The sequence below is a fragment of the Agromyces larvae genome, from assembly GCF_022811705.1.
GTDB lineage: Bacteria > Actinomycetota > Actinomycetes > Actinomycetales > Microbacteriaceae > Agromyces > Agromyces larvae.
This window is the reverse complement of record NZ_CP094528.1, coordinates 1,030,428-1,056,936: the sequence shown is the minus strand read 5'-3', so window position 1 is coordinate 1,056,936 and position 26,509 is coordinate 1,030,428. Positions and strand designations below refer to the sequence as shown.

Here is a 26,509-nt window from a genome sequence, read left to right as displayed (position 1 = left end):
CGAATCCGGATGCCGCAGCTCAGCCTCGCAGGCCGGCCAGCGCGAGCACCTGCGAGAGATCGGGGCGATTGATCGCGACATCCGCTTGCGCGCGCACGACCGGTTTCGCACAGAAGGCGATGCCGAGCGCGGCGGTCGCGAGCATGCGCAGATCGTTCGCGCCGTCGCCGACGGCGATGGTGCGATGGCGGGGGATGCCCGCCAACTCTGCCCACTCGAGAAGCGCGGCCGCCTTGGCTTCGGCGTCGACGATCGGCCCGTCCACACGACCGGTGAGACGGCCGGATGCATCGAGCTCGAGCCGGTTCGCCCGGCAGAAGTCGAGGCCGAGGCGTTCGGCGAGCGGGTCGAGGAGTTCGTGGAAGCCGCCGGAGACCACGCCGACGCGCCCGCCCGCACGGTGCACGGTGTCGATGAGTTCCTGCACGCCATCGGTCGGGGTCATGCGCGCGCGCACCTGCGCGAAGATCGAGGCATCCAGACCGGCGAGCGTGGCCACCCGCTCGCGCAGGCTCTGCGCGAAATCGAGTTCGCCGCGCATCGCCCGCTCGGTGACCGCCGCGACCAGCTCGAGCGAACCGGCCGCGTCGGCGAGCAGTTCGATCGCCTCCTCGCGGATCAGCGTCGAATCGGCGTCGAGCACGACGAGCGGGCCGGCCGTGCCGGCGGCGACTGCGGCGTTCACGCGCGCGCCCGGACGCGTGAGCCCTTGCCGACCACGGTGAGTCCGCTGTCGGTCACGATGAATCCGCGCGCGAGGTCGGCGGCGCGGTCGACGCCGATCTCGGCACCCGCCTCGACCACCACCTCTTTGTCGAGGATGGCGCGCTTCACGTGGGCGCCTTCGTCGATGCGGGCGCGGTCGAACAGGATCGAGTCGACCACGTGCGCCCCGGAGCCGACGACTGACCACGGGCCGAGCACACTGCGTTCGATGTGCGCACCCGAGATCACCGAACCGAGCGAGACGATCGAGTCGATCACGGTGCCGAGGGCGCCGCGCGCGTCGCGGGTCACCTTCGCCGGCGGCGAGTTCAGCTGCTGCGAGAAGATCGGCCACTCGCGGTTGTAGAGGTTGAACACCGGCAGCACCGAGATCAGGTCTTGATGGGCTTCGTAGTAGCTGTCGAGGGTTCCGACGTCGCGCCAGTAGTACCGGTCGCGGTCGGTCGCGCCGGGCACGTCGTTGCGCTGCAGGTCGTAGACGCCGGCCGCGCCGCGGGCGACGAATGACGGGATGATGTCGCCGCCCATGTCGTGGCTCGACGAGGTCTGCTCGCCGTCGCGGAGCACGGAGTCCACGAGCGCGTCGGCGTCGAAGACGTAGTTGCCCATCGACGCGAACACCTCGTCGGGGGAGTCGGGCAGGCCGACCGGGTCGTTCGGCTTCTCGAGGAATTGCCGGATGCGGTCGGGACGCTTCGGGTCGACGTCGATGACGCCGAACTGGTTCGCGAGCGAGATGGGCTGGCGGATCGCGGCGACCGTGGCCTCGGCACCCGATGCGACGTGGGCGTCGATCATCTGGCTGAAGTCCATGCGGTACACGTGGTCGGCGCCGACGACCACGATGATGTCGGGCTTCTCGTCGTAGATCAGGTTGAGGCTCTGCAGGATCGCGTCGGCCGAGCCCGAGAACCAGCGCTTGCCGAGTCGCTGCTGCGCCGGCACCGAGGCGACGTAGGAGTTCAGCAGCCCGCTCAGTCGCCAGGTCTGCGAGACGTGGCGGTCGAGGGAGTGCGACTTGTACTGCGTGAGCACGACGATCTGCCGCAGGCCCGAGTTGAGCAGGTTCGACAGCGCGAAGTCGATGAGCCGGTACTGCCCGCCGAACGGCACCGCGGGCTTGGCGCGGTCTTCGGTCAGGGGCATGAGTCGTTTGCCTTCTCCGCCGGCGAGGACGATGCCGAAGACCTTGCGCGATGCCATGCTCCCAGCGTAGTCAGGCGGGGCGTCGCGCACGGCAGGGATCGACACGTCGTGACGCACGCCGCGCTCCTGCTCGCGGCGCATCGGGTGGTCCGCTGCGCTACCGTGTGGGCATGCGCGTCGACCTGCTCACCCGTGAGTACCCGCCCGAGGTCTACGGAGGCGCCGGCGTGCACGTCGGCGAGCTGGTGCGTGCGCTGCGGCGCAGCATCGACGTGCGGGTGCGCTGCTTCGGCGCTCCGCGCGACGAGGCGGGCACGGTCGCCTACGCGACTCCGGCGGGCCTCGCCGAGGCGAACGCGGCGATCGCGACGCTGGGCGTCGACCTCGAGATGGCGCAGGATGCCTCGGGCGCCGACGTGGTGCATTCGCACACGTGGTATGCGAACTTCGCCGGCGCCACCGCGAAGCGGCTGCACGGGATCCCGCACGTGGTCACCGCGCACAGTCTGGAGCCGCTGCGGCCGTGGAAGGCGGAGCAGTTGGGCGGCGGCTATCGGGTCTCGTCGTGGGCCGAGCGCACCGCGTTCGAGGAGGCGGACGCGGTGATCGCGGTGAGTGCCGGCATGCGTCGTGACATCCTGCGCGCTTATCCGGGCATCGACCCCGATCGGGTCGAGGTGGTCTACAACGGCATCGACCTCGACGACTGGGCGCCGAATCCCGACCCCGACGCGGTGCGGGCGCTCGGCGTGGACCCCGATCGGCCCTCGATCGTGTTCGTGGGGCGGATCACCCGGCAGAAGGGGCTGCCGTATCTGCTGCGCGCGGCGCGGTTGCTTCCGCCTGGCGTCCAGCTCGTCCTGTGTGCGGGCGCGCCCGACACTCCCGAGATCATGGCGGAGGTCACGGGCCTCGTCGCCGAGCTCGCGGCGGAGCGCGACGGCGTGGTGTGGATCGACCGGCACCTGCCGCGCCCCGAGCTGACGGCGCTGCTCACCGCGGCGACGACGTTCGTGTGCCCGTCGGTGTACGAACCGCTCGGCATCGTGAACCTCGAGGCGATGGCGTGCGGCGCGCCCGTGGTGGGCACCGCGACGGGCGGCATCCCCGAGGTCGTCGACGACGGCGTCACGGGGGTGCTGGTGCCGATCGAGCAGGTCGACGACGGCACGGGCACGCCGGTCGACCCCGACCGGTTCATCGCGGATCTGGCCGAGACGCTGACCGCCGTCGTCTCCGACTCCGGGCGGGCGGCGGCGCTGGGTGCGGCGGGTCGCCGGCGCGCCGAGGAGCGTTTCGCGTGGACGTCGATCGCCGACCGCACCGTCGAGGTGTACGAGCGGGTGCTCGCCCGCGGCTGACGACGTGCACGGCGGGGCTGTGACGCCCGGATAGCATGGACGTATGGCGAGCACGGTTCTGCAGTTCCGCGATGTGTCGGTGGTCCGAGACGGCAACACGATCCTCGACGGGATCGACTGGACCGTCGCCAGCGACGAGCGCTGGGTGATCCTCGGCCCGAACGGCGCCGGCAAGACCACGCTCCTGCAGATCGCGGCCGCCGCGATGCACCCCACGACGGGTGAGGCCGAGGTGCTCGCCGAAGCGCTCGGCAAGGTCGACGTGTTCGAGCTGCGCCCCATGATCGGCTTCGCCTCCACCGCGATGGCGCGCAAGATCCCGCGCAACGAGACGGTGCTCGACGTCGTGCTCACCGCCGCCTACTCGGTCACCGGCCGGTGGAACGAGGAGTACGAGGAGATCGACCTTCGTCGTGCCCAGCGGGTGCTGAAGGAGTGGGGCCTCGAGCAGTTCGCCGACCGCCGTTTCGGCAGCCTGTCCGACGGCGAGCAGAAGCGCGTGCAGATCGCCCGGTCGGTGATGACCGATCCCGAGCTGCTGCTGCTCGACGAGCCGGCCGCGAGCCTCGACCTCGGTGCCCGCGAGGAGCTCGTCGGGCTGCTCGGCGGGTACGCCTCGTCGGGTGCGTCGCCCGCGATCGTCATGGTCACGCATCATGTCGAGGAGATCCCGCAGGGCTTCACGCACGCACTGCTGCTCGCGGACGGCAAGATCCAGGCTGCCGGCCCGTTCGCCGAGGCGCTCACGGCCGAGCACCTCACCGCGACGTTCGGCCTGCCGATCGAGCTCAGCGAGTCGAACGGCCGGTTCGCCGCACGCGCGGCCTGACCGGCGTCGAAGCGTCGATTCTGCTAGACTCGATAGCTGGCCCGTGGGCCACCTCGTCTTCCCGCGCGCCGCGCCGCAGCAGGGCGGGTTTTCCCCATCGCATATTCCGATCAGCAAGGAAGTCTTCATGAAGACCGACATCCACCCCGAGTACAACGCGATCGTCTTCCGCGACCTCGCGTCGGGTGCCACGTTCCTCACGCGTTCGACCGCGACGAGCGACAAGACCATCGAGCTCGACGGTGTCACCTACCCGGTGATCGACGTCGAGATCTCGAGCGAGTCGCACCCGTTCTACACGGGCAAGCAGCGCATCCTCGACTCGGCCGGTCGCGTCGAGAAGTTCAACCAGCGCTTCAAGGGCTTCGGCGGCTCCAAGTAAGCCGTTCGACGACGGGGCGGGCGACGATGTCGCCCGCCCCGTCGTCGTGCCCGCCCGGGCTTCAGCGCAGCGGCCACGCGCCGACCGCGACGAACTCGGGTTCGCCGTTCGCACGGCGCCACGCCTGGTAGCTCGCGGCCTGGTCGCGGCACCAGCCGACCTGCAGGGTGTGCAGTTCGTCGACGGGGATCGACGCCACCTCGGGGTAGGCCCGCGCGATCGCCTGGGCGACCCGGCCGGCTGCGACCGCGTCGGCCCCGGCGTCGTGGGCATCGACGAGCTCGACGCCGTAGTGCGCGGCCGCAGCCGTGAGGGTGCGCTTGCCTCGCCGGTACCGGTCGACGGCCTTGTCGATGACGAGCGGGTCGACGACGGGCGGCGGCCCGGCCAGCGGCGCGTGGCCGTACCGTTCGGCCTCGCGGGCGAGCACCGTGAGGTCGTAGGCGGCGTTGTACGCGACGATCGGCAGGCCGCGCGCAGCCGCGTCGGCGAGCGCCGCGATGATCTCGGCCACCGCGACGACCGCGGGGGCGCCCTCGGCGCGTGCTCGCTCGGTCGAGATGCCGTGGATCAGGGTGGCGGCGGTGGGGATCTCGACGCCGGGATCGACGAGCCAGCGCCGCTGTTCGAGCACCTCGCCGGCGGGCCCGATCACCCCGACGTGGGCCGTCACGATGCGGCACACGTCGACATCGATGCCGGTGGTCTCGAGGTCGAAGACGGCGAGCCGTTCGGCCCAGCCTGCTGAATTCGGGTTCATGCCGTTCACGGTATCCGCGACCACCGTCACGGCCGTCGCGGCCCGCCGTACGGCGCTCGTTCAGGGGGCTCCGCCGTACACTGAACGGGATGATCCCGTCGCCCTACGCCGCCCCGCTCGCACGTATCCCGGTGCGGATGCACCGGTCGAGCGTGCTCGGCACCGAGACCGCGTGGTGGGAGTACGGCGACCCGGCCGCACCGGCGCTGGTGCTGGTGCACGGGTTCCGCGGCGATCACCACGGGCTCGAGCCGATCGTGGCGCATCTGCCCGGCTTCCGGGTGATCTCGCCCGACCTGCCGGGGTTCGGCGCGTCCGCTCCGCTCGAGCGCGTGCACGACATCGACGGGTACACGGCCTGGTTGCGGGCGTTCGTGGACGGGCTCGACCTGGCCGACGGCTTCGACCTGCTCGGTCACTCGTTCGGCTCGATCGTCGCCGCGGCGGCCGTCGCCGACGGGCTGGCGCCGCGCCGGCTGGTGCTCGTGAACCCGATCGGCGCGCCGGCGCTCGAGGGCCCGCGCGGGGTGATGACCCGGCTCGCGGTCGGCTACTATCGCGCGGCCGCAGCGCTGCCCGAGCGCGCCGGGTTCGCGCTGCTGCGCAACGGCGCGATCGTGCGGGTCATGAGCGTGACGATGGCGAAGACCCGCGAGAAGCCGTTGCGGCGGTTCATCCACGATCAGCACGACCGGTACTTCTCGGCGTTCGCCGATCGCGACGCGGTGCTCGAGGCGTTCCGCGCGTCGGTGAGCCACGACGTGCGCGAGTACGCGCCCCGCATCGGCGTGCCGACGCTGCTCGTCGCCGCCGATCGCGACGACATCACCCCGATCGAGGCGCAGCACCGGTTGGTCGAGCGGTTCCCGGATGCCTCGCTCGAGGTGATCCGCGACGTCGGCCATCTCATCCACTACGAGGCGCCGGCCGAGGCGGCCGCGCACATCGGGCGGTTCCTCGGCGACGGGGCGGCGGCGTGAGGGTCGTCGTCGACTGCCGGTACACGCGCATCGGGCAGCACGACGGCATCAGCCGGTTCACCGCCGGCATCGTGGGCGAACTCGCGAAGCGGCATCCGGTCACCATGCTGATCAACGACCACCGGCAGCTCGACCTGCTGCCCGACCTGCCGTGGCAGCTCGTCAGCGGGCCGACCAGCCCGCGCGAGCCGTTCGTCGCACGTCAGGTGCGACGGCTGCGCCCCGACGTCGTGTTCTCGCCGATGCAGACGATGGGTTCGTGGGGGCGCGACTACGCGCTGCTGCTCACCCTGCACGACCTGATCTACTACGAGAACCGCACGCCGCCGCGCGATCTGCCCTGGCCCGTGCGGGTGCTCTGGCGGCTCTACCACCTCGCGTGGTGGCCGCAGCGGGTGCTGCTGAACCGTGCCGACGCCGTCGTCACCGTGTCGGAGACCACGGCCGGCCTCATCCGCGAGCATCGACTCACGAAGCGTCCCGTCACCGTCGTGCCGAACGCCGCCGACGACCTGCCCGCGCCGCCGGTGCCGCGGAGCCGCCCGAGCGGCCACCGGCTCGTGTACATGGGCTCGTACATGCCGTACAAGAACGTCGACACGCTGGTGCGCGCGGTGGGCGTGCTGCCCGACCACGAGCTGCATCTGTGCAGCCGCATCTCCGACGCCGAGCGGGCCCGGCTCACCCGGGTCGCACCGAAGGCGCGGCTCGTGTTCCACGACGGCGTCACCGACGCCGAGTACGCGGAGCTGCTGACCGGCGCGACGGCCCTCGTGCACGCGTCGCGCGCCGAGGGCTTCGGCATCCCCCTCGTCGAGGCGATGCGGGTCGGCACCCCGGTCGTGGTCGGCGACATCCCCATCTTCCGCGAGATCGGCGGCGACGCGGCCGTGTTCTTCGACCCGGCCGACCCGGCATCGCTGGTCGCCGCCCTCGCCCGCCTCGAGACCGAGGGGGAGTGGGAGCGGCGATCAGCCGCCTCGATCGAGGTCGCGTCGCGCTACACGTGGGCGCGGTCGGCCGAGCGGCTGCTCGAGCTCATGCACGAGACGGTCGCCGCGACCCGGCACCGGCGACGGCGGCGCTGAGGCCGTCCCGTCACCCGAGGAGCTCGGTCGCCATCCGGTCGAGCACCTCGCTCGCACCCGCATCGAGCTTCACCGCGGCGCGGCTGTCGCCCTTCGTGATGCCCCGGTTCACGACCACGATCGGCATCCGCCGTCGACGCGCGAGCTCGATCAGGCGCATGCCCGAGTTCACCACCAGCGACGAACCGGCCACCAGCAGCACGTCGCTGCCCGACACCACCGAGGCTGCGGCCTCGAACGTCTCCGCGGGCACGAACTCGCCGAAGAACACCACGTCGGGCTTCAGGATGCCCCCGCAGACGGTGCACGTCGGCAGTCGCATCGCGTCGACATCGTCGACCTCGACGTCGCCGTCGGGCGCCAGCCGGATCGACTGCCCCAGATCGATGTCGGGGTTGAGCGCGGTCAGCCGGTCGGCGATGGCGTGCCGCGCGTACACCTGCCCGCACCGCAGGCACACGACCCGGTCCATGGCGCCGTGCAGCTCGACCACCCGACGGCTGCCGGCGCGACGGTGCAGCCCGTCGACGTTCTGCGTCACCACACCGCTGACCACACCGCCCGCCTCGAGCTCGGCGAGCGCCAGGTGGCCCCGGTTCGGCCGAGCCGACCGGAAGTTGCGCCACCCCAGGTGGCTGCCCGCCCAGTACCGCTTGCGCGCGTGCTCGGTGGCCAGGAACGTCTGGATCGTCATGGGCGTGCGCACGGGGGCGCCCTCGCCCCGATAGTCGGGGATACCGGAATCGGTGCTCACGCCGGCACCCGTCAGCACCGCCACCCGGGCACCCCGCATCACGTCGATCGCATCGCTGAGCAGTTCGTCGGGTGCAGCCTGCACCGGGATCGCAGTGGTCACGTCGAGCCTCCTTCGACAGCGTCACGATAGTAAACGCAGCGCTTTTCCGGAATGTTTCGCCGACTGGCAGGCTGGAGCATCGGAGGGACATCCATGCACATCGAACGGGTCGCGGACGCGGCATCCGACGCCGTCGCCGACTACGCGGCGCTCACCGACGTGGCGCTGCGCAGCCGCGTCGAAGCCGAACGAGGGCTGTACATCGCCGAGTCGGCGAAGGTGATCACCCGCGCCGTCGCAGCGGGTCACCGGCCCCGGTCGGTGCTGACCGAGGAGAAGTGGCTGCCCGCGCTGGAGCCGGTGCTCGCCCCGTTCGATGTGCCCGTGCACCTCGCCGACCCGGCCCAGTTGGAGGCGATCACCGGGTACCGGGTGCACCGCGGCGCCCTCGCCGCGTTCGAGCGGCCCGCCCTGCCCGACCCCGCAGACCTGCTGCGGCACGCCCGCCGCGTCGTGGTGCTCGAGGACATCGTCGACCACACCAACGTCGGCGCCATCTTCCGCAGCGTCGCCGCGCTCGGGGCGGACGCGGTGCTCGTCTCGGAACGCTGCGCCGACCCGCTCTACCGGCGCAGTGTCCGGGTCAGCATGGGCACCGTCTTCCAGGTGCCGTGGACGCGGCTGCCCGGCTGGGGCGACGCCGTGCCGCTGCTGCACGACCACGGGTTCCGCATCTGCGCCCTCGCGCTCGCCGACGACGCGGTGCCGCTCCGGGCGCTCGCCGACGAGGCGCCCGACCGGCTCGCCCTGGTCTTCGGCGCCGAGGGCGACGGGCTGAGCCGGCACGCGCTGGGCGCGGCCGACCAGGTGGTGACCATCCCGATGGCACGCGGCGTGGACTCCCTGAATGTCGCGGCGAGCGCGGCGGTGGTGCTCTACGCGCTGGCCGTCGACGGTTAGGCTGCAACGGATGTCACGCCCCACCACCAGCCCGCCGGCCGGGTCGGCACTCTCGAGCGACCGCCGACCGCTCGACGACGACGTCGAAGCGGCGCGGCTGCTTGCAGCCGCACGCCGCCGTCGGATGTACCGCCGCCGGCGCACGGTCGCCGCGGCGATCCTGCTCGTCGTGATCGGGCTGGGCGTGTGGGGCGGAGTCTCCGTCTCGAACGCGCTGAACGCGCCGCTGCCGGCCGCGAGCGCCGCGGTCGCGCAGCCCGACCCGGTGGTCGCGCCGGCGCAACCGGTCGTCGGGCCCTCGTTCGGCACGTGGGCGATCTCGGCGGTGGGGTTCCCCGGGCCGCTCGCGCAGAGCGCCGATCAGACGCCGCTGCCGAGTGCGAGCATCACGAAGATCATCACCGCGCTCGTCATCCTCGACCAGCACCCCGTCGCGCCCGGTGAGGAGGGGCCGTCGATCGAGTACACCGACACCGACGTGGACATCTACTGGGACATGGTCGCGCAGAACGGCTCGGTCGCGCCGGTGCCCGCAGGCTCGTCGCTGACCCTGAAGCAGTCGCTCGAGACGATGCTGCTGCCGTCGGGCAACAACTACGCGATCTCACTGTCGAACTGGGCGTTCGGGTCCGAACAGGGGCTCGTCGATGCGGCCCGCGCGTGGCTGGACGCCCACGGCCTCGTGCACACCACCGTCGCCGATGCGTCGGGCCTGTCGCTGCTGAACACGTCCACCCCGACCGACCTGGTGCAGCTCGGCGTGCTCGCACTCGAGAACCCCGTGCTCGCCGAGATCGTGGCGATGCAGACCGCCGAGATCCCCGGCGTCGGCACCGTGCAGAACTCGAACAAGATGCTCGGCACCCACGGTGTGGACGGCATCAAGACCGGCACCACCGACGACGCGGCCAACCTGCTGTTCTCGGCGGACTATCCGGTCGGCTCCACGACCGTCACGGTCGTCGGCGTCGTGCTCGGCGGCGAGACCCATGCCGTGCTCGACGAGGCGATCGGGGCCATGCTCGACAGCGTCGCCGCCGGATTCCACGAGGTCGCCGCGCTCACGGCGGGGCAGGAGCTCGCCTCGTACACGCAGCCGTGGGGGGACACCGCGGTCGCACGTGCGGCCGACGGGGCATCCGTCGTGGTCTGGAGCGACACGCCCGTCGAAGTGGAGGTGACGGCCGATTCGCTCGCGACCGCCGTCAACGGCCAGCAGGTGGGCACTGCGATCGTGCGAGCCGGTGAGACGACCGTGACCGTGCCGCTCGTGCTCGACGGCGAACTCGTCGACCCGGGGGACTGGTGGCGGCTCACGCACCCCGACGAGCTCGCCGCGGCAGAGAGCATCCGCCCGCGCCCGAGCGGGTCCGCGGCACCGGCCGGCTACTGAGCGCCGGCTCCGTCGACCGGGTCAGCGGTGCCGCCGGCGTCGGATCCGCGGGCCGCCTGGCTTGCGACCGCCTCTTCGCTCGCGTCGGCGTACGGCCCGGCGGTGGGCCGTTTCGCGGTCACGAAATCGCCCGACGACTGGTGCCGGATGCGTCGCAGCACCCACGGCACCAGGTACTCGCGCGCCCAGGCGAGGTCTTCGACGCGCGCCTGCCGCCAGCTGACGTCGGGCAGCGGCTCGGGCGTGGAGGGCTCGAGGTCGTTCTCGACGTTGAGCGCGGCGAGCACCATGCGCGCCACGGTGTGGTGACCGAGCGAGTTCAGGTGCAGCCGGTCGGGCGCCCAGAAGCGCTGGTCCTGGATCTCGCTCAGTGCCCACTGGTCGGCGACGACGCAGTCGTACTTCGCGGCGATCGCGCGCAGGTTCTCGTTGTAGATCGCGACTTTGCCGCGGATGCCCCGGAACACCGGGGAGAACCCGACGTCGACCCCGGTGAACAGCACGATCGTCGCGTGATCGCGGCTCAGCCGTTCGATCGCGTACTCGAACCGGGCCGAGATCTCGTCGGGGTCGGTGCCGGGGCGGATCACGTCGTTGCCGCCCGCCGAGATCGTGATCAGATCGGGGCGCAGCTCGACCGCGGGCTCCACCTGTTCGTCGATGATCTGCTGGATGAGCTTGCCGCGCACGGCGAGATTCGCATACGCGAAGTCCTCGGTGCCGCGCGACAGCACCTCGGCGACGCGGTCGGCCCAGCCTCGGTGGCCGCCGGGCACGTTCGGCTCGGGATCGCCGATGCCCTCGGTGAAGGAGTCGCCGATCGCGACGTAGCGGGACCAGGGATGCTGCTGGGTGACCATCCCTCCATTCTGCAACGACCATCGGATGCGACGCGCCCGCGCGCGGACGGACGCGCGAGCGTGTCGGCGGGGTGGTCTACAGTGCTGTGAAGTGAGCACAGCGACCCCCTCCGGCAACCACCTGCCGGGCACCTCAGCCGCTGAACACCTCTCACCCGCCTTCCCGGCCCGCGCGCCCTGGGGCACCGCCTCGAAGCTGCGCGCCTGGCAGGCCGAGGCCCTCGAGCAGTACCTCGACGAACTGCCTCGCGACTTCCTCGCGGCCGCGACGCCCGGCGCCGGCAAGACCACCTTCGCGCTGCGCATCGCCGCCGAACTGCGCGCCCGCCACCTCATCGACCGCATCACCGTGGTCGCCCCGACCGACCACCTGAAGCGGCAGTGGGCCGACGCGGCCGCCCGGGTCGGCATCCGGCTCGACCCGGGGTTCCGCAACGCCCACGGGCGCACCGCGCGCCACTACCACGGCGTCGCCGTCACCTACGCGCAGGTCGCGATCCGCCCCGCGCTGCACCGCGAGCTCACCCTCTCGGGGCGCACCCTCGTCATCCTCGACGAAGTGCACCACGGCGGCGACACGCTCTCGTGGGGCGACGCCATCCGCGAAGCCTTCGAACCGGCCGAGAAACGGCTCTCGCTCACGGGCACGCCGTTCCGCAGCGACACCGCACCCATCCCGTTCGTGCAGTACGAACCCGACGCCAAAGGGGTGCGCGTCTCGCGCACCGACTACAACTACGGGTACGGCCGCGCGCTCGCCGACGGCGTCGTGCGCCCCGTGCTGTTCATGGTCTACGCCGGGCACATGCGCTGGCGCACCAAGGCGGGCGACGAGATGGAGGCCAAGCTCGGCGAAGACAACACGAAGGATGTCACGAGCTCCGCGTGGCGCACCGCGCTCGAGCCCACCGGCGAGTGGATCCCCGCCGTGCTGCGCGCCGCCGACCGTCGCCTCACCGAGGTACGCCAGGCCATCCCCGACGCCGGCGGGCTCGTCATCGCCACCGACCAGACCGTCGCCCGCGCCTACGCCGAGATCCTCCAGTCGATCTGCGGCGAGCGCGTCACCGTCGTGCTCTCCGACGAGAAGGAGGCGTCGGCGCGCATCGAGGAGTTCTCCGCCGGCACGAGCCGGTGGATGGTGGCGGTGCGCATGGTGTCCGAGGGCGTCGACGTGCCGCGCCTCGCGGTCGGCGTCTACGCCACGAGCTCGGCGACCCCGTTGTTCTTCGCCCAGGCGATCGGCCGGTTCGTGCGCGCCAGGCGCCGCGGCGAGACGGCCAGCGTGTTCCTGCCGAACGTGCCCGTGCTGATGGCGCTCGCCGGCGAGCTGGAGCGCGAGCGCGACCACGCCCTCGATCGGCGCGACGGCGACGGCGACGACGATCCGGGCCTCGACGACGGTCTGCTCGAGGCCGCGAATCGCGAGGAGCGCGCGAGCGACGAGGCGGGGGAGTTCACCTGGCAGGCGATCGCGAGTGACGCGACCTTCGACCGGGTGGTGTTCGACGGCACCGACTTCGGCACCTTCGCCGAGCCCGGCAGCGACGAGGAGTTCGACTTCATCGGCATCCCGGGGCTGCTGGAGCCCGACCAGGTCGCCGAATTGCTGCGGCACCGGCAGGCGCGTCAGGCCCGACGCGCCGGCGAACGGCGCAAACAGGCCGTCGACGAGCCGGCCGCAGCCGAGCCGGTGGCGCTGTACCGCACCCTGAAAGAGCAGCGATCGCTGCTGAACAGCCTGGTCGGGCTCTACGCCCGCCAGATGGGGCTGCCGCACTCGCAGGTGCACGCCGAACTGCGCCGTGTCTGCGGCGGGCCCGACGTGGCGCACGCCACGGTCACGCAGTTGCAGGCGCGGATCGACCTGCTGCGCCGTCGGCTCGGCGGGCGCTGAGAGGCGGGTGCGGCGCCGGCGCGTCCGCCCGGCTCAGGCCTCGGCGCCGACCGCCTGACCCACCCGGTACCGCGCTCCGCGGTGCTCGTCGGGGAGCCGGTCGCCCCGGCCGTGCAGCTTCTGGCGCAGCGTGCCCGGCTCGTACTCGGTCGGGTAGCGGCCGCGGCGCTGCAGCTCGGGCACGACGAACTCGACGATGTCCTCGAAGGTGCCGGGCGTGATCGCATAGCTCAGGTTGAAGCCGTCGATGTCGGTCTCGGCGACCCATTCCTCGAGCTGGTCGGCGACCTCCTCCGCCGAGCCGACGATGCGGGTGCCGAATCCGCCGATCTTGCCGCGCTCCGCGAGCGTGCGCACGGTCCACTCCTCGCCCGCGTCGGCCTCCTCTTTGAGCGAGGTCACGAGCGACTGGATCGCGTTGCTCTGCACGTCGCCGATCGGGTCGTCGAGGTCGTACTGCGAGAGGTCGGCGCCCATCCAGCCCGACATCAGCACGAGTGCGGCCTCGTCGTCGGCGTACGCCAGGTACTCGGCCTCCTTCGCCCGGGCCTGCTCGGGGGTCTCGTCGACGATCACCGTCGCCATGGCGTAGATGCGCGCCGCGTACCGGTCGCGTCCCGCCGCCTCGAGGGCGTCGCGGATCTGGCGCACCTGCGACGCGACCGTGCGCTTGGAGGGCGCGGCGACGAAGATCGCCTCGGCGTTCTCGGCCGCGAACGCGATGCCGCGCTTGGAGGCGCCGGCCTGGTAGATGACGGGGGAGCGCTGCGGGCTCGGCTCGACGAGGTGGATGCCGGGCACCTTGAAGTGCGTGCCATCGTGACCGATGTCGTGCACCTTCGACGGGTCGGTGAAGACGCCCGACTCGCGATCGCGCACGACCGCGTCGTCCTCCCACGACCCCTCCCACAGCTTGTACAGCACCTCGAGGTACTCGTCGGCGATGTCGTACCGCTGGTCGTGCTCGACCTGGTCGTCGTGACCCATGTTGCGCGCGGCGCTCGGCAGATACCCGGTCACCACGTTCCAGCCGACGCGACCCTTGGTGAGATGGTCGAGCGTCGAGAGGCGGCGGGCGAACGGATACGGATGCTCGTACGCGGTGCCGGCGGTCACGCCGAAGCCGAGGTGCTCGGTCACGGCCGCCATCGCCGACACGACGAGCAGCGGGTCGGTCACGGGCACCTGCGACCCGTGCTTGATCGCGGCCTCGGCCGTGCCGCCGTACACGTCGTACGTGCCGAGCACATCGGCGATGAAGATGCCGTCGAATCGGCCCCGTTCGAGCAACTGCGCGAGCTCGGTCCAGTACGAGATGTCGGTGTAGCGCTGGGCCTGATCGGCGGGATGACGCCAGAGCCCGCTGGAGATGTGACCGACGCAGCTCATGTCGAACGCATTGAAGCGGATGGGACGAGAGGACATACGGGACCGCCTTCCTGAACCCGGCCATCGTGGCCGAGCGGACGGCGTCGCCGTGGGTGCGGGCGACACACGACGTCATCCGGCGCAACCATGTTTCGCTCAGGTGGCGGAGCTCGGCCGGGTAGTGCACGCTCACTCGCCATGACCATCGCACCATCCCCCAGCTCGAGCCGCATCGAACCGTTCGCACCGTGGCGCGGTCACGCGGACGACGCCGAGCGGGAGCGCTGGATCGCGGTCGCCCGAGACGTCGCGGCGGCGCTCGCCGTCGACGTCGTCGACCGCGATCGCTCCAACGCCCTGCCCGTCGCCCCGGTCGCGCTCCTGCGGGAGAGCGGGCTGGCCGACCTGCTGGTGCCGGTCGAGTCCGGCGGGCACGGCGCGCACTGGGAGACGGCGTTCGCGGTCGCGCGCACCATCGCGCGCGTCGATGCATCCGTCGCCCAGATCCTCGGGTACAGCTGGCTGAACCAGGCCTGCGCGGTCTTCTACGGCACGGATGCTTCGCGAGCGCGCGATGTGCTCGCCCGAAGCGCCGCCGGCCACTGGATCTGGAGCGATTCGTTCAATCCGGTCAGCCCCGACCTCGCCCTCGTCGCCGACGGCGACCGGTACCTGCTGAACGGGCGGAAGGCGTTCGCCACCGGTGCCGCGGTCGCCGACGTGATCGTCGCCGGGGCGGTCGCCGTCGGCGGCCGGCACGACGGCGAACTCGTCGTCTTCGCGCTCGACGCCGACCGCGACGGCATCCGGCACCTCGGCGACTGGGACAACATCGGGTACCGCGCCTCGGCGAGCGGCGGAGTCGAGTACACCGACGTCGTCGTCACCGAGGCCGACGTCATCGGCGTCGACCGCGACGAGCCGTTCTCGTCGGTCGTGACGCCGGGGGTCCAGCTGCTCTTCGGCAACATCTACCTCGGCATCGCCGAAGGCGCGCTCGAGCAGGGCGCCGCGCTCACCCGGGCCCGCCCGAACGCCTGGTTCCTGTCGGGAGTCGACCGTTACGCCGACGACCCCGTCACGCACCGCGCCTTCGGCGAACTGGTCTCGCGCACCGCGGCCGTGGAGGCGCTCGCCGACCGGTTGAACCGTCGCTACGACGACGTGGTCGCGCTCGGTCGCGCGACGACCGCCGAGGACCGCGCCGCCATCGAGATCGACGTCGCCCGACTGAAGGTCGTCTCGACGGAGGTGGGCCTGGAGGTGGCCTCGCGGGTGTTCGAACTCACCGGCGCGAGCTCGACGAAGTCCGCGATCGGGCTCGACCTGCACTGGCGCAACCTGCGCACCCACAGCCTGCACGACCCCGTCGACTACAAGCGCATCGAGGTCGGTGCGCACTTCCTGAACGGCACCGTCCAGCCCGTGAGCCTCTACACATGAGCACGCCGTCGCTCCCTGAGCCCGTCGAACGGCACCCGCTCCCTGAGCCTGTCGAAGGGCACCCGCTCCCTGAGCCCGTCGAAGGGCACCCGCTCCCTGAGCCTGTCGAAGGGAGGGCACCGGGCACTTCGACCAGCTCCGCGACTGCTTCGCTGTCGTCGAAGTACGCCGCGGTCTTCGCCGAGATCGGCGCGGGCTCACTGCAGCGCGAACTCGACCGCGAGCTTCCGCACGACGCGATCGCGGCACTCAAACGCGCCGGCTTCACCGGTGTCCGCGTCCCGCGCGAGTTCGGCGGCGACGGCGCCGACCTGCCCCAGCTGTTCGCCCTGCTCGTGGAACTGGCCGGCCACGACCCGCACGTGCCGCAGGCGCTGCGCGGGCACCTCGCGTTCGTCGAGGACCGCTTGAACGCGCCCGCCGGCCCCGAGCGCGACGCCTGGCTGCGGCGGTTCGCCGCCGGCGAGCTCGTCGGCAACGCGGTCACCGAGATCGGCAACGTCGCACTCGGCGACACCTCGACCCGGCTGACGGCGACCGCCGACGGCTTCGCGATCACCGGTCGTAAGTACTACACGACCGGCTCGATCTTCGCCGAATGGATCGACGCCAGCGCGCTCGACCCCGACGGCGCCGAGGTCGCCGCACTGGTGTCCACCTCGAACGGCGCCGTCGAGGTCAGCGACGACTGGAACGGGTTCGGTCAACGTCTCACCGGCAGCGGCACGGCGGTGTTCTCCGGCGCACCCGTCCGCCGCGAGCACGTGTACCCGTTCGCCGAGCGGTTCGACTACCAGACCGCGCTGTACCAGCTCGTGCTCGTCGCCGTCCAGGCCGGCATCGCACGCGCGGCCGCGCGCGACGCCGCCGACCAGGTGGCGAATCGGGCGCGAACGTTCAGTCACGGCAACGCCGCGCGCACCCGGGACGATCCGCAGATCCTCGAGATCGTGGGTCGCATCGAGGCCGATGCGTTCGCGGCCGACGCGATCGTGCGACGCGCCGCCGAGGTGCTGCAGGAGGCGTACGACGCGCGCGATGCCGACGTCGAGACCCGGGCCGCCGCGAAACGGGCCGCCGAGCTCGCCTCTGCCCAGGCGCAGCTCACGGTCGCGCCGCTCGCGCTGGACGCCGCCACCCGCCTGTTCGACGCGCTCGGCGCCAGCGCGACGAGCACGTCGCTCGCGCTCGACCGGCACTGGCGCAACGCCCGCACCGTGGCGAGCCACAATCCCGCCGCGTTCAAGGCACGCATCGTCGGCGACGCACTCGTCAACGACGCCGAGCCGCCCTACGAGTGGGCGATCGGCGTGCCGAAGGCCGCGACCGGCTGAGTCGCGGCATCCGCCCCGCCCCCAACCCACCGTCCCACCATCTCGAAGGAGGCCGTCATGGCCGATACGACCATCGCCGACCGCAGCGCAGCGCCGCCCGACGCAGCCGACGCAACGGACGCTCCCGAGTCCGCCGTCGTCCCACCCGAGGTCCGGCGACTGCGCGGCTCGCTCGGCGTCGCGAGCATCGTCTTCATCGTCGTCGCGGCGGCTTCGCCGCTCGGCGTGATCGGCGGCCCCGTTCCGCTCGGCATCGCCTTCGGCAACGGAGCGGGGTTCCCGTTCGTGTTCATCGTCGTGACCGCCGTGCTGCTGCTGTTCGCGGTGGGCTTCACGAACGCGACACCGTTCGTGAAGTCGGCGGGCGCGTTCTTCGCCTACGTCGCGAAGGGGCTCGGGCGCGGGGCCGGTCTCGGCGCCGCGTTCGCCGCGCTGCTGTCGTACGTCGCGCTCGAGGCGGGCGTGTTCGGCCTGTTCGGTCCGGGCGCGAACGAGCTGCTGAAGTCCTACGGCGCGCCCGACATCCCGTGGTGGGTCTACGCCGCGATCGGGTTCGTCGTGGTCAGCGCGCTCGGGTACTTCAAGATCGAGCTCTCGGGCCGGGTGCTCGCGGTGCTGCTCATCGCCGAGGTGCTGATCGTGCTCGCGCTGGACGCGGTCGTGATCTTCTCCGGCGGCGGTCCCGAAGGGTTCTCGACGGGCATCGTCGATCCCGCGCACATCCTGTCGGGCGCTCCCGGGTTCGCGATCCTGTTCGCCATCCTGAGCTTCATCGGCTTCGAGGCGACCGCGGTCTTCCGCGACGAGGCCCGCGACCCCGAGCGCACCATCCCGCGCGCGACCTACATCGCGCTCATCCTGATCGGCGCGTTCTACACGCTGTCGAGCTGGGTGCTCATCTCGGCGAACGGGCAGAGCACGATCGTCGAGAACGCCTCCGAGAACGCCGGAACCATCCTCGCGACCACGACCGAGCAGTACCTCGGCGCCGTCGGCGGCCACATCATCCAGGTGCTGTTCGTCACCAGCCTGTTCGCGTGCATCCTCTCGTTCCACAACATCGTGTCGCGGTACATCTTCACGCTCGCGGGTCGCGGCGTGCTTCCGCACGCGCTCGGCGACGCGCACGCCCGGCACGGGTCGCCGGCGCGCGCCTCGCTCACCGCGTCGGGCACGGTCGCGGTGCTCATCGCGGCGGCGGTCGCGCTCGGCCTCGACCCGATCGGGCAGTTCTACACCTGGCTCGGCGGCATCTCGTCGGTCGGCATCGTGCTGCTGCTCGTGCTCACGAGTGTCGCCGTCATCGTGATCTTCCGGCGCACCCCGAACGAGCTGGGCGCGTGGAAGACGATCGTGGCGCCCGGACTCGGCCTGGCCGGCCTGGCGCTGTTCGCGGCGCTGGTGTTCGTCAACCTGCCGGTGCTCGTCGCCGAAGACGGGTACGGGCCGTTCTCGTGGGGCATCATCGCGTTGTTCGTCCTCGCGTTCGCGCTCGGCCCGATCGTCTCGCGTCGGGTTAGCGCCCACCTCGAGTAGACCGTCGCCGCACCGCCGCGCCCGGAGTCGCTCGGCCGGCTCCGGGCGCGAGCGTGCTCCGGGCGCGAGCGTGCTCCGGCACGCGCGTGCTCCTGCACGCACGTGCAGCATCTTCGATGCATCCCGATAGGATGCAGCATCCTGCGATTTCCGACCGAAGGAGTCCCTCCGTGGCGCAGCCCCTCGATCTCGACCGCATCGACCGTGCGCTGTTGACAGCGCTCTCGCAGAACGCCAGGGCGTCCGGAGCGGCCCTCGCACAGGAGGTCGGGGTCGCCGAATCGACCGTCTCGCTTCGGCTGCGCCGACTGCAGCAGGGCGGCACGGTGCGCGGATTCCACGTCGACGTCGACCTCGCGTCGGTCGGCGTGTCGCTGCAGGCGCTCATCGCCATCCGGCTGGTGAAGCACGATCGCGCCGAGATCGACGCGTTCCGCGCCCAAGTGCCGCACCTGCCCGGCGTGCTCGGCGTCTTCCACATGGCCGGCGCCGAGGACTACCTGCTGCACGTCGCCGCCCGCGACGCCGAGGAGCTGCGCCAGTTCGTGCTGGCGCACCTCACGGGGCATCCCGCGGTCGCGCACACCGAGACGAACCTCATCTTCGAGCACGTCGACGGCGACGGGTGGCAGCACCTCATCGGCTGACGGGCGGCAGCGGTCGGATGCTCCGCGGCTCGCGCCCGTCGCACCGAGCCGCCCGTTCGGGGCTCCGAAATGCTGCCAATCCGGGCGAACGGGACATTCCCGGCGAACCCGATCGGTAGCGTGGATGCGGGCCGCCGATGCGGCCCGTTCACGTGGCGGGGCGGGCGATCCGGAGTGTCCGTCCACCCGCCCCGCCGACCCTCGGGAGCACCATGGATGACGCACGCCCAGCGAAGACCGGCACCCCGGCCGACCGCGCCAGGTGGCGCCGCTACCTCGCCGACGAGCGCGCCGAGGGCGCCGTCTATCGCGAGCTCGCCGCCCGTCGCACGGGCGAGGAACGCGAGATCCTGCTCGCGCTGGCCGCAGCCGAAGGCCGGCACGAAGCGCACTGGCTCGCCCTGCTGGGCGGTGACGAGACCGGCATCCCGCGCGCCGACCTGCGAACCCGCATGCTCGCCGCGCTCGCGCGCCGGTTCGGTTCGATCTTCGTGCTCGCGCTCGCGCAGCAGGCCGAGGGCCGCTCGCCGTATGCCACCGACCCCGACGCGACACCGGCGATGGCGGCCGACGAGCAGATCCACGGCGAGGTCGTCCGCGGGCTCGCCGCGCGCGGACGACGGAGCCTCGCAGGAACGTTCCGCGCCGCCGTGTTCGGCGCGAACGACGGACTCGTCTCGAACCTCGCCCTGGTGCTCGGCATCGGTGCCACCGGGGTGCCCGCCTCGGTGGTGCTGTTCACCGGCATCGCGGGGCTGCTCGCGGGCGCCCTGTCGATGGGCGCGGGGGAGTTCGTCTCGGTGCGATCCCAGCGCGAGCTGCTCGAGGCATCCGCCCCTGATCCCGCGATCCGCGACGCGCTCGGTCATCTCGACCTCGATGCCAATGAGCTCGCGCTCGTGTTCCGGGCTCGCGGACTGGGTGAGCAGGAGGCGGTCGAGGAGGCGGCGCTCGCGCTCATGCGCGTGCGTTCGGCGGAGGAATCGCGCCTCCCCACCGGCGCGCTCGGCGCGGTCGAGCACGATGACGAGGCTGTCGGCACCGCCTGGGCAGCCGCGCTGTCGAGCTTCTGCTTCTTCGCGTCGGGCGCGGTGATCCCGGTGCTGCCGTACCTGTTCGGGATGAACGGTCTGCCCGCCGTGGTGCTCGCGACCGTGCTGGTCAGCCTCGCGCTCATCGTCACTGGGGCGACCGTCGGCGTGCTCTCGGGGGCGTCGCCGTGGAAGCGTGCGCTGCGACAGCTCGGCATCGGCCTCGGCGCGGCGGCCGTCACGTACCTGCTCGGCCTCGCCTTCGGCGCGACCATCGCCTAGTCGCGCCGCCTGCCGCCTCGCGGTCGCCCGGCGGCCGCGGCCTCACGTTCACGGCACCGTGTTCCGACGGAGGGATCGCCGGCGGTACCTGCATCGGCACACCATGCCTGGAACGGGCGGCACCCGCGCGTCGCGGGCGGCCGGCCTGCGTGAGCGAGGTCGCGCGGGCGCGTGTCAGGATGGTCGGATGACCGCTCCCATCGCCCTCGTCACCGGTGTCGGGCGCTCGAACAGCATCGGCCATGCGATCGTGCTCGCGCTGGCCGCCGACGGGTGGGATGTCGCATTCACCTCGTGGCGCGCGTACGAGCAGCGGGTTCCGCTCGGCGGCGACCCCGCGAACGACCCCGACCGGCTCGTCGCGGCGGTGCAGGCGAGCGGGCGGCGGGCCGTCGCCTTCGAGGCGGACCTCTCCGACCCGACCGTGCCCGACCGGTTGCTCGCCGACGTGGGTGACGCGCTCGGATCGGTCGGCGCGCTCGTGCTCTCCCACGCCGAGAGCGTGGACTCGGGCATCCTCGACACCACGCCCGAGAGCTTCGACCGGCACTTCGCGGTCAACACGCGGGCAGCGTGGCTCCTCATCCGCGCGTTCGCCGGGCAGGTGCCGCCAGGCGGCGGGCGGATCGTCGCCCTCACGAGCGACCACATCGTCGGCAACGTGCCCTACGGCGCGAGCAAGGGCGCACTCGATCGCATCGTGATCGCTGCGGCTCGCGAGCTCGCGCCGCTCGGCATCACCGCGAACCTCGTGAACCCTGGCCCGGTCGACACGGGGTGGATGGACGAGGACACCCGGGCGGCGCTCGCCGCGCATCAGCCGACGGGCCGGCTCGGCACGCCCGACGACGCGGCGCGGCTCGTGCGGTTCCTGGTCTCCGACGACGCGCACTGGGTCACCGGGCAGCTCATCAAGAGCGACGGCGGGTTCTCGATCTGAGCCGCCCGGCGGATGGGCGGGCACGTTCGGTTCTGCGGCACCACTCCGCACAGCGGCTCAGGAATTTCTCAATGACACGCCGGTGCGGATGCCGCGACACGCCGACGTCACGGCGGGAATTCCTGATCCGCGAGGTGGGGCGGGGAGCGGGCGGAGCCGGGCTCAGTGCTCGGGCGCGGTCACGAAGTCGATGAGCTCCTCGACGCGGCCGAGGAGCGCCGGCTCCAGGTCGGCATAGGTGCGCACCCGGCCGAGGATGCGCTGCCACGCGCGGGCGATGTCGGCCTGGTCGGCATGCGGCCAGCCGAACGCGGCGCAGATGCCGTGCTTCCACTCGGTGCCGCGGGGGATCACCGGCCAGGCGTCGATCCCGAGACGGCCGGGCTTCACGGCCTGCCAGATGTCGATGAACGGATGCCCCGCCACGAGCACGTTCGCCCCGTGCGGGCCGCGCGCGACCGCGTCGGCGATGCGCTGCTCCTTCGATCCCGGCACGAGGTGGTCGACGAGCACGCCCGCACGGCGCCCGGGGCCCGGGCGGAACTCGTCGAGCAACTGCGGCAGCAAGTCCACGCCCTCGAGGTACTCGACGACGACGCCCTCGACCCGCAGGTCGGCACCCCACACCCGCTCGACGAGCTCGGCATCGTGCCGGCCCTCGACGAAGATGCGGCTCGGCAGTGCGACCTTCGCGCGGCCGTGGTCGACGGCGAACGAGCCCGATGCGGTGCGCGCGGGCGCCGGGCGGGCCGCGCCGCCTGCACCGGGCGCGGCCCGCGTCGGCGTCACGAGCGTCACCGGTTCGCCGTCGACCAGGAACCCCGGCCCGAGCGGGAACAGCCGGCGCTTGCCGAACCGGTCCTCGAGCGTGACGGTCTGCTTCTCGACGGCGACGACGGCGCCGCAGAACCCGTCGGCAGCGAGCTCGACGACGAGATCGCGGTCGGCGGGCACCTCGGGGATGACGCGGCGCCCGCGGGCACGCCAGTCGCCTGCGAGCACGTCGGAGCCGTAGCGGTCTGGGCCGTCGAAGGGGGAGGCGGGAGCGGGCACCGGTCGAGGCTAACGGAAGTCGCGCGAGCGATGCTTGGCCGACACGGCGAGCGACTCGAACCGGTCGGCGACGACGTTCACGATGCCGTCGCGACTGCGCTCGAGCATGCCGCGGACGATCATCGCGGGCGCCTCGCGGGCGATGCGTCGGTACCGGTTCCACACGCCGACCCCCGCGATGATGTTCACCGTGCCCGACTCGTCCTCGAGGTTCAGGAACGTGATGCCCGACGCGGTCGCGGGACGCTGCCGGTGCGTGACCACGCCGCCGACCTCGATGCGCCGGCCCGACTCGGCGTCGCGCAGCAGGTCGACCCGCAGCACTCCGCGGGCGTCGAGCTGGTCGCGGATGTGCCGGATCGGGTGATCGTCGGGTGAGATCCCGGTGGCCCACAGGTCGTACACGACCTGCTCGGCCTCGGTGAGCAGCGGCAGCAGCGGCGGCTGCACGACCACCACCGACCCCGGCAGGAACTCCTCGCGATCCTGCGCGGCCTCGCCCGCGAGCCAGAGCGCCCGGCGCCGGTCGAGCCCGAAGGAGGCGAACGCTCCGGCCGCGGCGAGTGCTTCGAGTTCGGATGCCTCGAGCCCGCACCGTCTCGACACCTCCGCCATGTCGCGGAACGGGCCGCCGTGTTCGCGCTCCGCGACGATGCGCTCCGCGGTCTTCTCGCCGATCGACGAGACGTCGGCGAGGCCGAGGCGCACCGCGTACGCCCCGTCGCGTCGGTGCTCGGCCGATCGGTCGGGCGCCTCGCGGTCGAACTCCTTCGGGACCGGCGGCTGCACCGGGTCCGCGCACGACGGCATGCCCGTCGGAGCCGCTCGGTTCGCTGAGCTTGTCGAAGCGGGCGTCCTTTCGGCGGGCTCGGGGCGTGCTGGGTTCGCTGAGCTTGTAGAAGCGGGCGTCCCTTCGGCGGGTTCAGGGCGTGCCGGGTTCGCTGAGCTTGTCGAAGCGAGCGTCCCTTCGGCGGGTTCAGGGCGTGCTGGGTTCGCTGAGCCTGTCGAAGCGGGCGTCCCTTCGGCGGGCTCAGGGCCCCGGCGCGCCTCGAGCCCCGCATGCACCCCCGACCGCTGGATGTCGGGCCGCAGCACCTTCACCCCGTGCCGCCGGGCGTCGGCGGTGAGCGTCTGCGGCGAGTAGAACCCCATCGGCTGGGCGCGCAGCAGCGCGGCCAGGAACGCCGCCGGGTAGTGCAGCTTCAGCCACGAGCTCGCGTAGACGAGTAGCGCGAAGCTCAGCGCATGGCTCTCGGCGAAGCCGAAGTTGGCGAACGCCTCGATCTTGCCGTAGACGAGGTCGGCGTCCTCGGGCGAGAGGCCGTTGCGCGCCATGCCCGCATAGAGCTTCTCTTTCAGCCGTGAGATCTTCTCGACCCCGCGCTTGGAGCCCATCGCGCGGCGCAGCAGGTCGGCGTCGGCGGGCGTGCAGTCGCCGACCGCGACCGCCATCTGCATGAGCTGCTCCTGGAAGAGCGGCACCCCCTTCGTGCGCTCCAGTACCGGCTCGAGCTTCGGGTGCAGGTAGGTCACCTCCTCTTCGCCGGTGCGACGGCGGATGTACGGATGCACCGCCCCGCCCTGCACCGGACCGGGCCGGATGAGCGCGATCTCGACGACCAGGTCGTAGTACTCGCGCGGCTTCAGGCGGGGGAGCGTGCCCATCTGCGCCCGCGACTCGACCTGGAACACGCCGATCGAGTCGGCCCGGCAGAGCATGTCGTAGACCGCCGCCTCCTCCTTCGGCAGGCTCGCCAGGTCCCACTCCTCACCGGTCGTCTCGCGGATCAGGTCGAACGTGTACTGCAGGGCCGCGAGCATGCCGAGGCCGAGCAGGTCGAACTTCACCAGCCCCATCCACGCGCAGTCGTCTTTGTCCCATTGCAGCACCGTGCGGTGCTCCATGCGGGCGTGCTCGATCGGCACCACCTCGCCGACGGGGCGATCGGTGAGCACCATGCCGCCCGAGTGGATGCCGAGGTGCCGCGGGAACCCGAGCACCTGCTCGGCGAGCTCGACGACCGGCTGCGGGATGTCGTGGTCGTCGGTCTCGACGACCGCGCCCCATCGCTCGACCTGCCGCGACCAGGCGTCCTGCTGGCCCGGCGAGTACCCGAGCGCCTTCGCCATGTCGCGCACCGCGTTCTTCGGGCGGTAGCTGATGACGTTGGCAACCTGGGCGGCATTCTCGCGCCCGTACTTCGCGTAGACGTACTGGATGATCTCTTCGCGCCGGTCGGAGTCGAAGTCGACGTCGATGTCGGGCTCCTCGTCGCGCAGCGCCGACAGGAACCGCTCGAACGGCAGGTTGAAGCCGATCGAGTCGACCGCGGTGATGCGCAGCGCGTAGCAGACCGCCGAGTTCGCCGCCGAACCGCGCCCCTGGCAGAGGATGCCCCGGCGGCGCGCCTCGCGCACCAGGTCGTGCACGATCAGGAAGTAGCCGGGGAAGTCCTTCTGCTCGATGACCGCGAGCTCCTGTTCGAGCCGAGCGCGCACGTGGTCGGGCACACCGGGGTACAGCTCGGCCGCGCCCTGCCACACCAGTTCGCGCAGCCAGCTCATCGGCGTGTGCCCGTCGGGCACCTCCTGCTTCGGCAGTCTCGGCCGGGCGCTGCGCAGCGTGAACCCGAGCTCCTCGGCCAGCGACACCGATCGGGCCACCGCCCCCGGATACCGTGCGAACCGCGCGTGCATCTCGGCGCCCGACCGCAGGTGCTGCCCGTCGGAGCCCGGCAGCCAGCCGTCGAGCTCGTCGAGACTGCGCCGGGCCCGCACCGCGGCGAGCGCGGACGCGAGCCGATGCTCGGGCGGCGTCGCGTAGTGCACCGCGTTCGTCGCGACGATCGGCAGCCGGGCGCGTGCGGCGAGGCCGGCGAGCACGTCGTTGCGCACCTGATCGTCTGGGTGCCCGTGGTCGGTGAGCTCGACCACCACGTGCTCGGCGCCGAACAGCGCGACCAGCCGGTCGAGCTCGCGCCACGCGGCATCCGGCCCCTCGCTTGCGAGCGCTCGGCGCACCGCACCCTTGCGGCACCCGGTGAGCACGATCCAGTCGTCGCCCGCGCGCGCGGCGAGGTCGTCGAGGTCGTAGACCGGTCTGCCTTTCTCGCCGCCGGCGAGTTGTGCCGCCGTGATCGCGCCCGCGAGCCGGTGGTAGCCCGCTTCGCGCCGGGCGAGCACGAGCAGGTGATCGCCCTCGGGGTCTGGCCGAGGGGCTCCCTGAGCTCGTCGAAGGGAACCGTTGGGTTGCGCGCCCTTCGACGAACTCAGGGGTCGCTTCTCCAGCCCGAGCGAGAGTTCGGCGCCGAACACGGTGGTGAGGTCGGGGAAGCTCTCGGCGGCCTCGGCGAACCGCACGATGCCGTAGAACCCGTCGTGGTCGGTGAGCGAGAGGCCGGTGAGGCCGAGCCGCACCGCCTCCTCGACGAGCTGCTCGGGCATCGACGCGCCGTCGAGGAAGCTGTAGGCCGAATGCGCGTGCAGTTCGGCGTACGGCACGACCGGGCCGTCGAGAGGGCCCCTGAGCTGATCGAAGGGCACCGAGGGCCGGTACGGATGCCGCTTGCGACTCCATGCCGGACTGTCGCCGCCGTCGGCGATGAGCTTCGACCGGCTCTGGTCGGGGCGGCGCCGATCGGAGAGCGTGCGCTCGAGCTCCGACCAGGGGATCTCGGGGTTGTTCCAGCCCATCGCC

22 protein-coding genes are annotated in these 26,509 nt (G+C 71.9%); 14 read left to right on the top strand and 8 right to left on the bottom strand.

The features are described 5' to 3' along the window. Positions 1-19: 19 nt before the first annotated feature. On the bottom strand, positions 20-685 hold the full coding sequence (gene serB / locus MTO99_RS04895; protein WP_243557480.1) for a phosphoserine phosphatase SerB: 666 nt from the start codon (positions 683-685) through the stop codon (positions 20-22). Then, complete coding sequence (gene glgC, locus MTO99_RS04890; RefSeq protein ID WP_243557478.1) at positions 682-1,929, bottom strand: glucose-1-phosphate adenylyltransferase; 1,248 nt, start codon at positions 1,927-1,929, stop codon at positions 682-684. Before glgC ends, serB begins: the two co-directional genes overlap by 4 nt. A gap of 113 nt (positions 1,930-2,042) precedes the next feature. On the opposite strand from glgC, the gene glgA reads away from it, so the two are divergent. The 3 genes from glgA (at position 2,043) to MTO99_RS04875 (ending at position 4,444) form a co-directional block, all read left to right on the top strand. Further along, positions 2,043-3,233, top strand: a complete 1,191-nt coding sequence (gene glgA / locus MTO99_RS04885) for a glycogen synthase (protein WP_243557476.1) — start codon at positions 2,043-2,045, stop codon at positions 3,231-3,233. Between the two features lie 43 nt (positions 3,234-3,276). Further along, positions 3,277-4,062, top strand: coding sequence for an ABC transporter ATP-binding protein (locus MTO99_RS04880; RefSeq protein ID WP_243557474.1), 786 nt, complete (start codon positions 3,277-3,279; stop codon positions 4,060-4,062). A 127-nt stretch (positions 4,063-4,189) separates the two neighbouring features. After that, positions 4,190-4,444 carry a type B 50S ribosomal protein L31 gene (locus tag MTO99_RS04875; RefSeq protein ID WP_243557473.1) on the top strand — a complete coding sequence of 85 codons (255 nt, stop codon included), beginning with the start codon at positions 4,190-4,192 and terminating at the stop codon, positions 4,442-4,444. A 61-nt stretch (positions 4,445-4,505) separates the two neighbouring features. Here the strand turns inward: MTO99_RS04875 and MTO99_RS04870 are convergent, their stop codons facing one another. Continuing rightward, positions 4,506-5,204 (bottom strand): exonuclease domain-containing protein, encoded by a 699-nt coding sequence (locus tag MTO99_RS04870; RefSeq protein ID WP_243557471.1) that lies wholly within the window; start codon positions 5,202-5,204, stop codon positions 4,506-4,508. An 89-nt stretch (positions 5,205-5,293) separates the two neighbouring features. On the opposite strand from MTO99_RS04870, the gene MTO99_RS04865 reads away from it, so the two are divergent. Together MTO99_RS04865 and MTO99_RS04860 are read left to right on the top strand one after the other, a co-directional pair. Then, complete coding sequence (locus tag MTO99_RS04865) at positions 5,294-6,184, top strand: alpha/beta fold hydrolase (RefSeq protein WP_243557470.1); 891 nt, start codon at positions 5,294-5,296, stop codon at positions 6,182-6,184. Next, positions 6,181-7,272 carry a glycosyltransferase family 4 protein gene (locus tag MTO99_RS04860; RefSeq protein WP_243557468.1) on the top strand — a complete coding sequence of 364 codons (1,092 nt, stop codon included), beginning with the start codon at positions 6,181-6,183 and terminating at the stop codon, positions 7,270-7,272. Before MTO99_RS04865 ends, MTO99_RS04860 begins: the two co-directional genes overlap by 4 nt. Before the next feature lie 10 nt (positions 7,273-7,282). Here the strand turns inward: MTO99_RS04860 and MTO99_RS04855 are convergent, their stop codons facing one another. Beyond that, on the bottom strand, positions 7,283-8,065 hold the full coding sequence (locus MTO99_RS04855) for a Sir2 family NAD-dependent protein deacetylase (protein WP_243558952.1): 783 nt from the start codon (positions 8,063-8,065) through the stop codon (positions 7,283-7,285). 156 nt (positions 8,066-8,221) lie between these two features. On the opposite strand from MTO99_RS04855, the gene MTO99_RS04850 reads away from it, so the two are divergent. Together MTO99_RS04850 and MTO99_RS04845 are read left to right on the top strand one after the other, a co-directional pair. After that, entirely contained in the window at positions 8,222-9,028 is an 807-nt protein-coding gene (locus MTO99_RS04850) for a TrmH family RNA methyltransferase (protein WP_243557466.1), read from the top strand. A gap of 10 nt (positions 9,029-9,038) precedes the next feature. Then, positions 9,039-10,421: a D-alanyl-D-alanine carboxypeptidase family protein gene (locus MTO99_RS04845; protein ID WP_243557464.1), complete on the top strand. Its 1,383-nt coding sequence runs from the start codon at positions 9,039-9,041 to the stop codon at positions 10,419-10,421. Here MTO99_RS04845 and MTO99_RS04840 read toward each other — a convergent pair. Beyond that, positions 10,415-11,281: an SGNH/GDSL hydrolase family protein gene (locus MTO99_RS04840; RefSeq protein ID WP_243557462.1), complete on the bottom strand. Its 867-nt coding sequence runs from the start codon at positions 11,279-11,281 to the stop codon at positions 10,415-10,417. The two genes, MTO99_RS04845 and MTO99_RS04840, sit on opposite strands and share 7 nt — an antisense overlap. Positions 11,282-11,372: 91 nt before the next feature. Here MTO99_RS04840 and MTO99_RS04835 point away from each other — a divergent pair, with 91 nt between their 5' ends. After that, positions 11,373-13,178, top strand: coding sequence for a DEAD/DEAH box helicase (locus MTO99_RS04835; RefSeq protein WP_243557460.1), 1,806 nt, complete (start codon positions 11,373-11,375; stop codon positions 13,176-13,178). A gap of 33 nt (positions 13,179-13,211) precedes the next feature. On the opposite strand, the gene MTO99_RS04830 is transcribed toward MTO99_RS04835, so the two are convergent. Further along, the gene (locus tag MTO99_RS04830; protein ID WP_243557458.1) at positions 13,212-14,603 is read right to left on the bottom strand and encodes an LLM class flavin-dependent oxidoreductase; all 1,392 of its coding nucleotides are present in this window, start codon (positions 14,601-14,603) and stop codon (positions 13,212-13,214) included. 141 nt (positions 14,604-14,744) lie between these two features. Between MTO99_RS04830 and MTO99_RS04825 the strand changes: the two genes are divergently transcribed. The 6 genes from MTO99_RS04825 (at position 14,745) to MTO99_RS04800 (ending at position 21,759) form a co-directional block, all read left to right on the top strand. After that, positions 14,745-15,989, top strand: coding sequence for an acyl-CoA dehydrogenase family protein (locus MTO99_RS04825; protein ID WP_243557457.1), 1,245 nt, complete (start codon positions 14,745-14,747; stop codon positions 15,987-15,989). Continuing rightward, complete coding sequence (locus tag MTO99_RS04820) at positions 15,986-17,323, top strand: acyl-CoA dehydrogenase family protein (protein WP_243557456.1); 1,338 nt, start codon at positions 15,986-15,988, stop codon at positions 17,321-17,323. Before MTO99_RS04825 ends, MTO99_RS04820 begins: the two co-directional genes overlap by 4 nt. A 57-nt stretch (positions 17,324-17,380) precedes the next feature. Continuing rightward, positions 17,381-18,859 (top strand): APC family permease, encoded by a 1,479-nt coding sequence (locus tag MTO99_RS04815; protein WP_243557455.1) that lies wholly within the window; start codon positions 17,381-17,383, stop codon positions 18,857-18,859. 170 nt (positions 18,860-19,029) lie between these two features. Continuing rightward, positions 19,030-19,506, top strand: a complete 477-nt coding sequence (locus MTO99_RS04810) for an Lrp/AsnC family transcriptional regulator (RefSeq protein ID WP_243557454.1) — start codon at positions 19,030-19,032, stop codon at positions 19,504-19,506. Between the two features lie 212 nt (positions 19,507-19,718). Next, positions 19,719-20,819, top strand: coding sequence for a VIT1/CCC1 transporter family protein (locus tag MTO99_RS04805; protein ID WP_243557453.1), 1,101 nt, complete (start codon positions 19,719-19,721; stop codon positions 20,817-20,819). Positions 20,820-21,006: 187 nt separating this feature from the next. Next, positions 21,007-21,759, top strand: a complete 753-nt coding sequence (locus MTO99_RS04800; protein ID WP_243557452.1) for an SDR family oxidoreductase — start codon at positions 21,007-21,009, stop codon at positions 21,757-21,759. Between the two features lie 162 nt (positions 21,760-21,921). Here the strand turns inward: MTO99_RS04800 and MTO99_RS04795 are convergent, their stop codons facing one another. Together MTO99_RS04795 and MTO99_RS04790 are read right to left on the bottom strand one after the other, a co-directional pair. Beyond that, positions 21,922-22,812 carry a DUF3097 domain-containing protein gene (locus MTO99_RS04795; RefSeq protein WP_243557451.1) on the bottom strand — a complete coding sequence of 297 codons (891 nt, stop codon included), beginning with the start codon at positions 22,810-22,812 and terminating at the stop codon, positions 21,922-21,924. Positions 22,813-22,821: 9 nt separating this feature from the next. Further along, positions 22,822-26,505 carry an error-prone DNA polymerase gene (locus MTO99_RS04790; RefSeq protein WP_243557449.1) on the bottom strand — a complete coding sequence of 1,228 codons (3,684 nt, stop codon included), beginning with the start codon at positions 26,503-26,505 and terminating at the stop codon, positions 22,822-22,824. Positions 26,506-26,509: the final 4 nt, after the last annotated feature.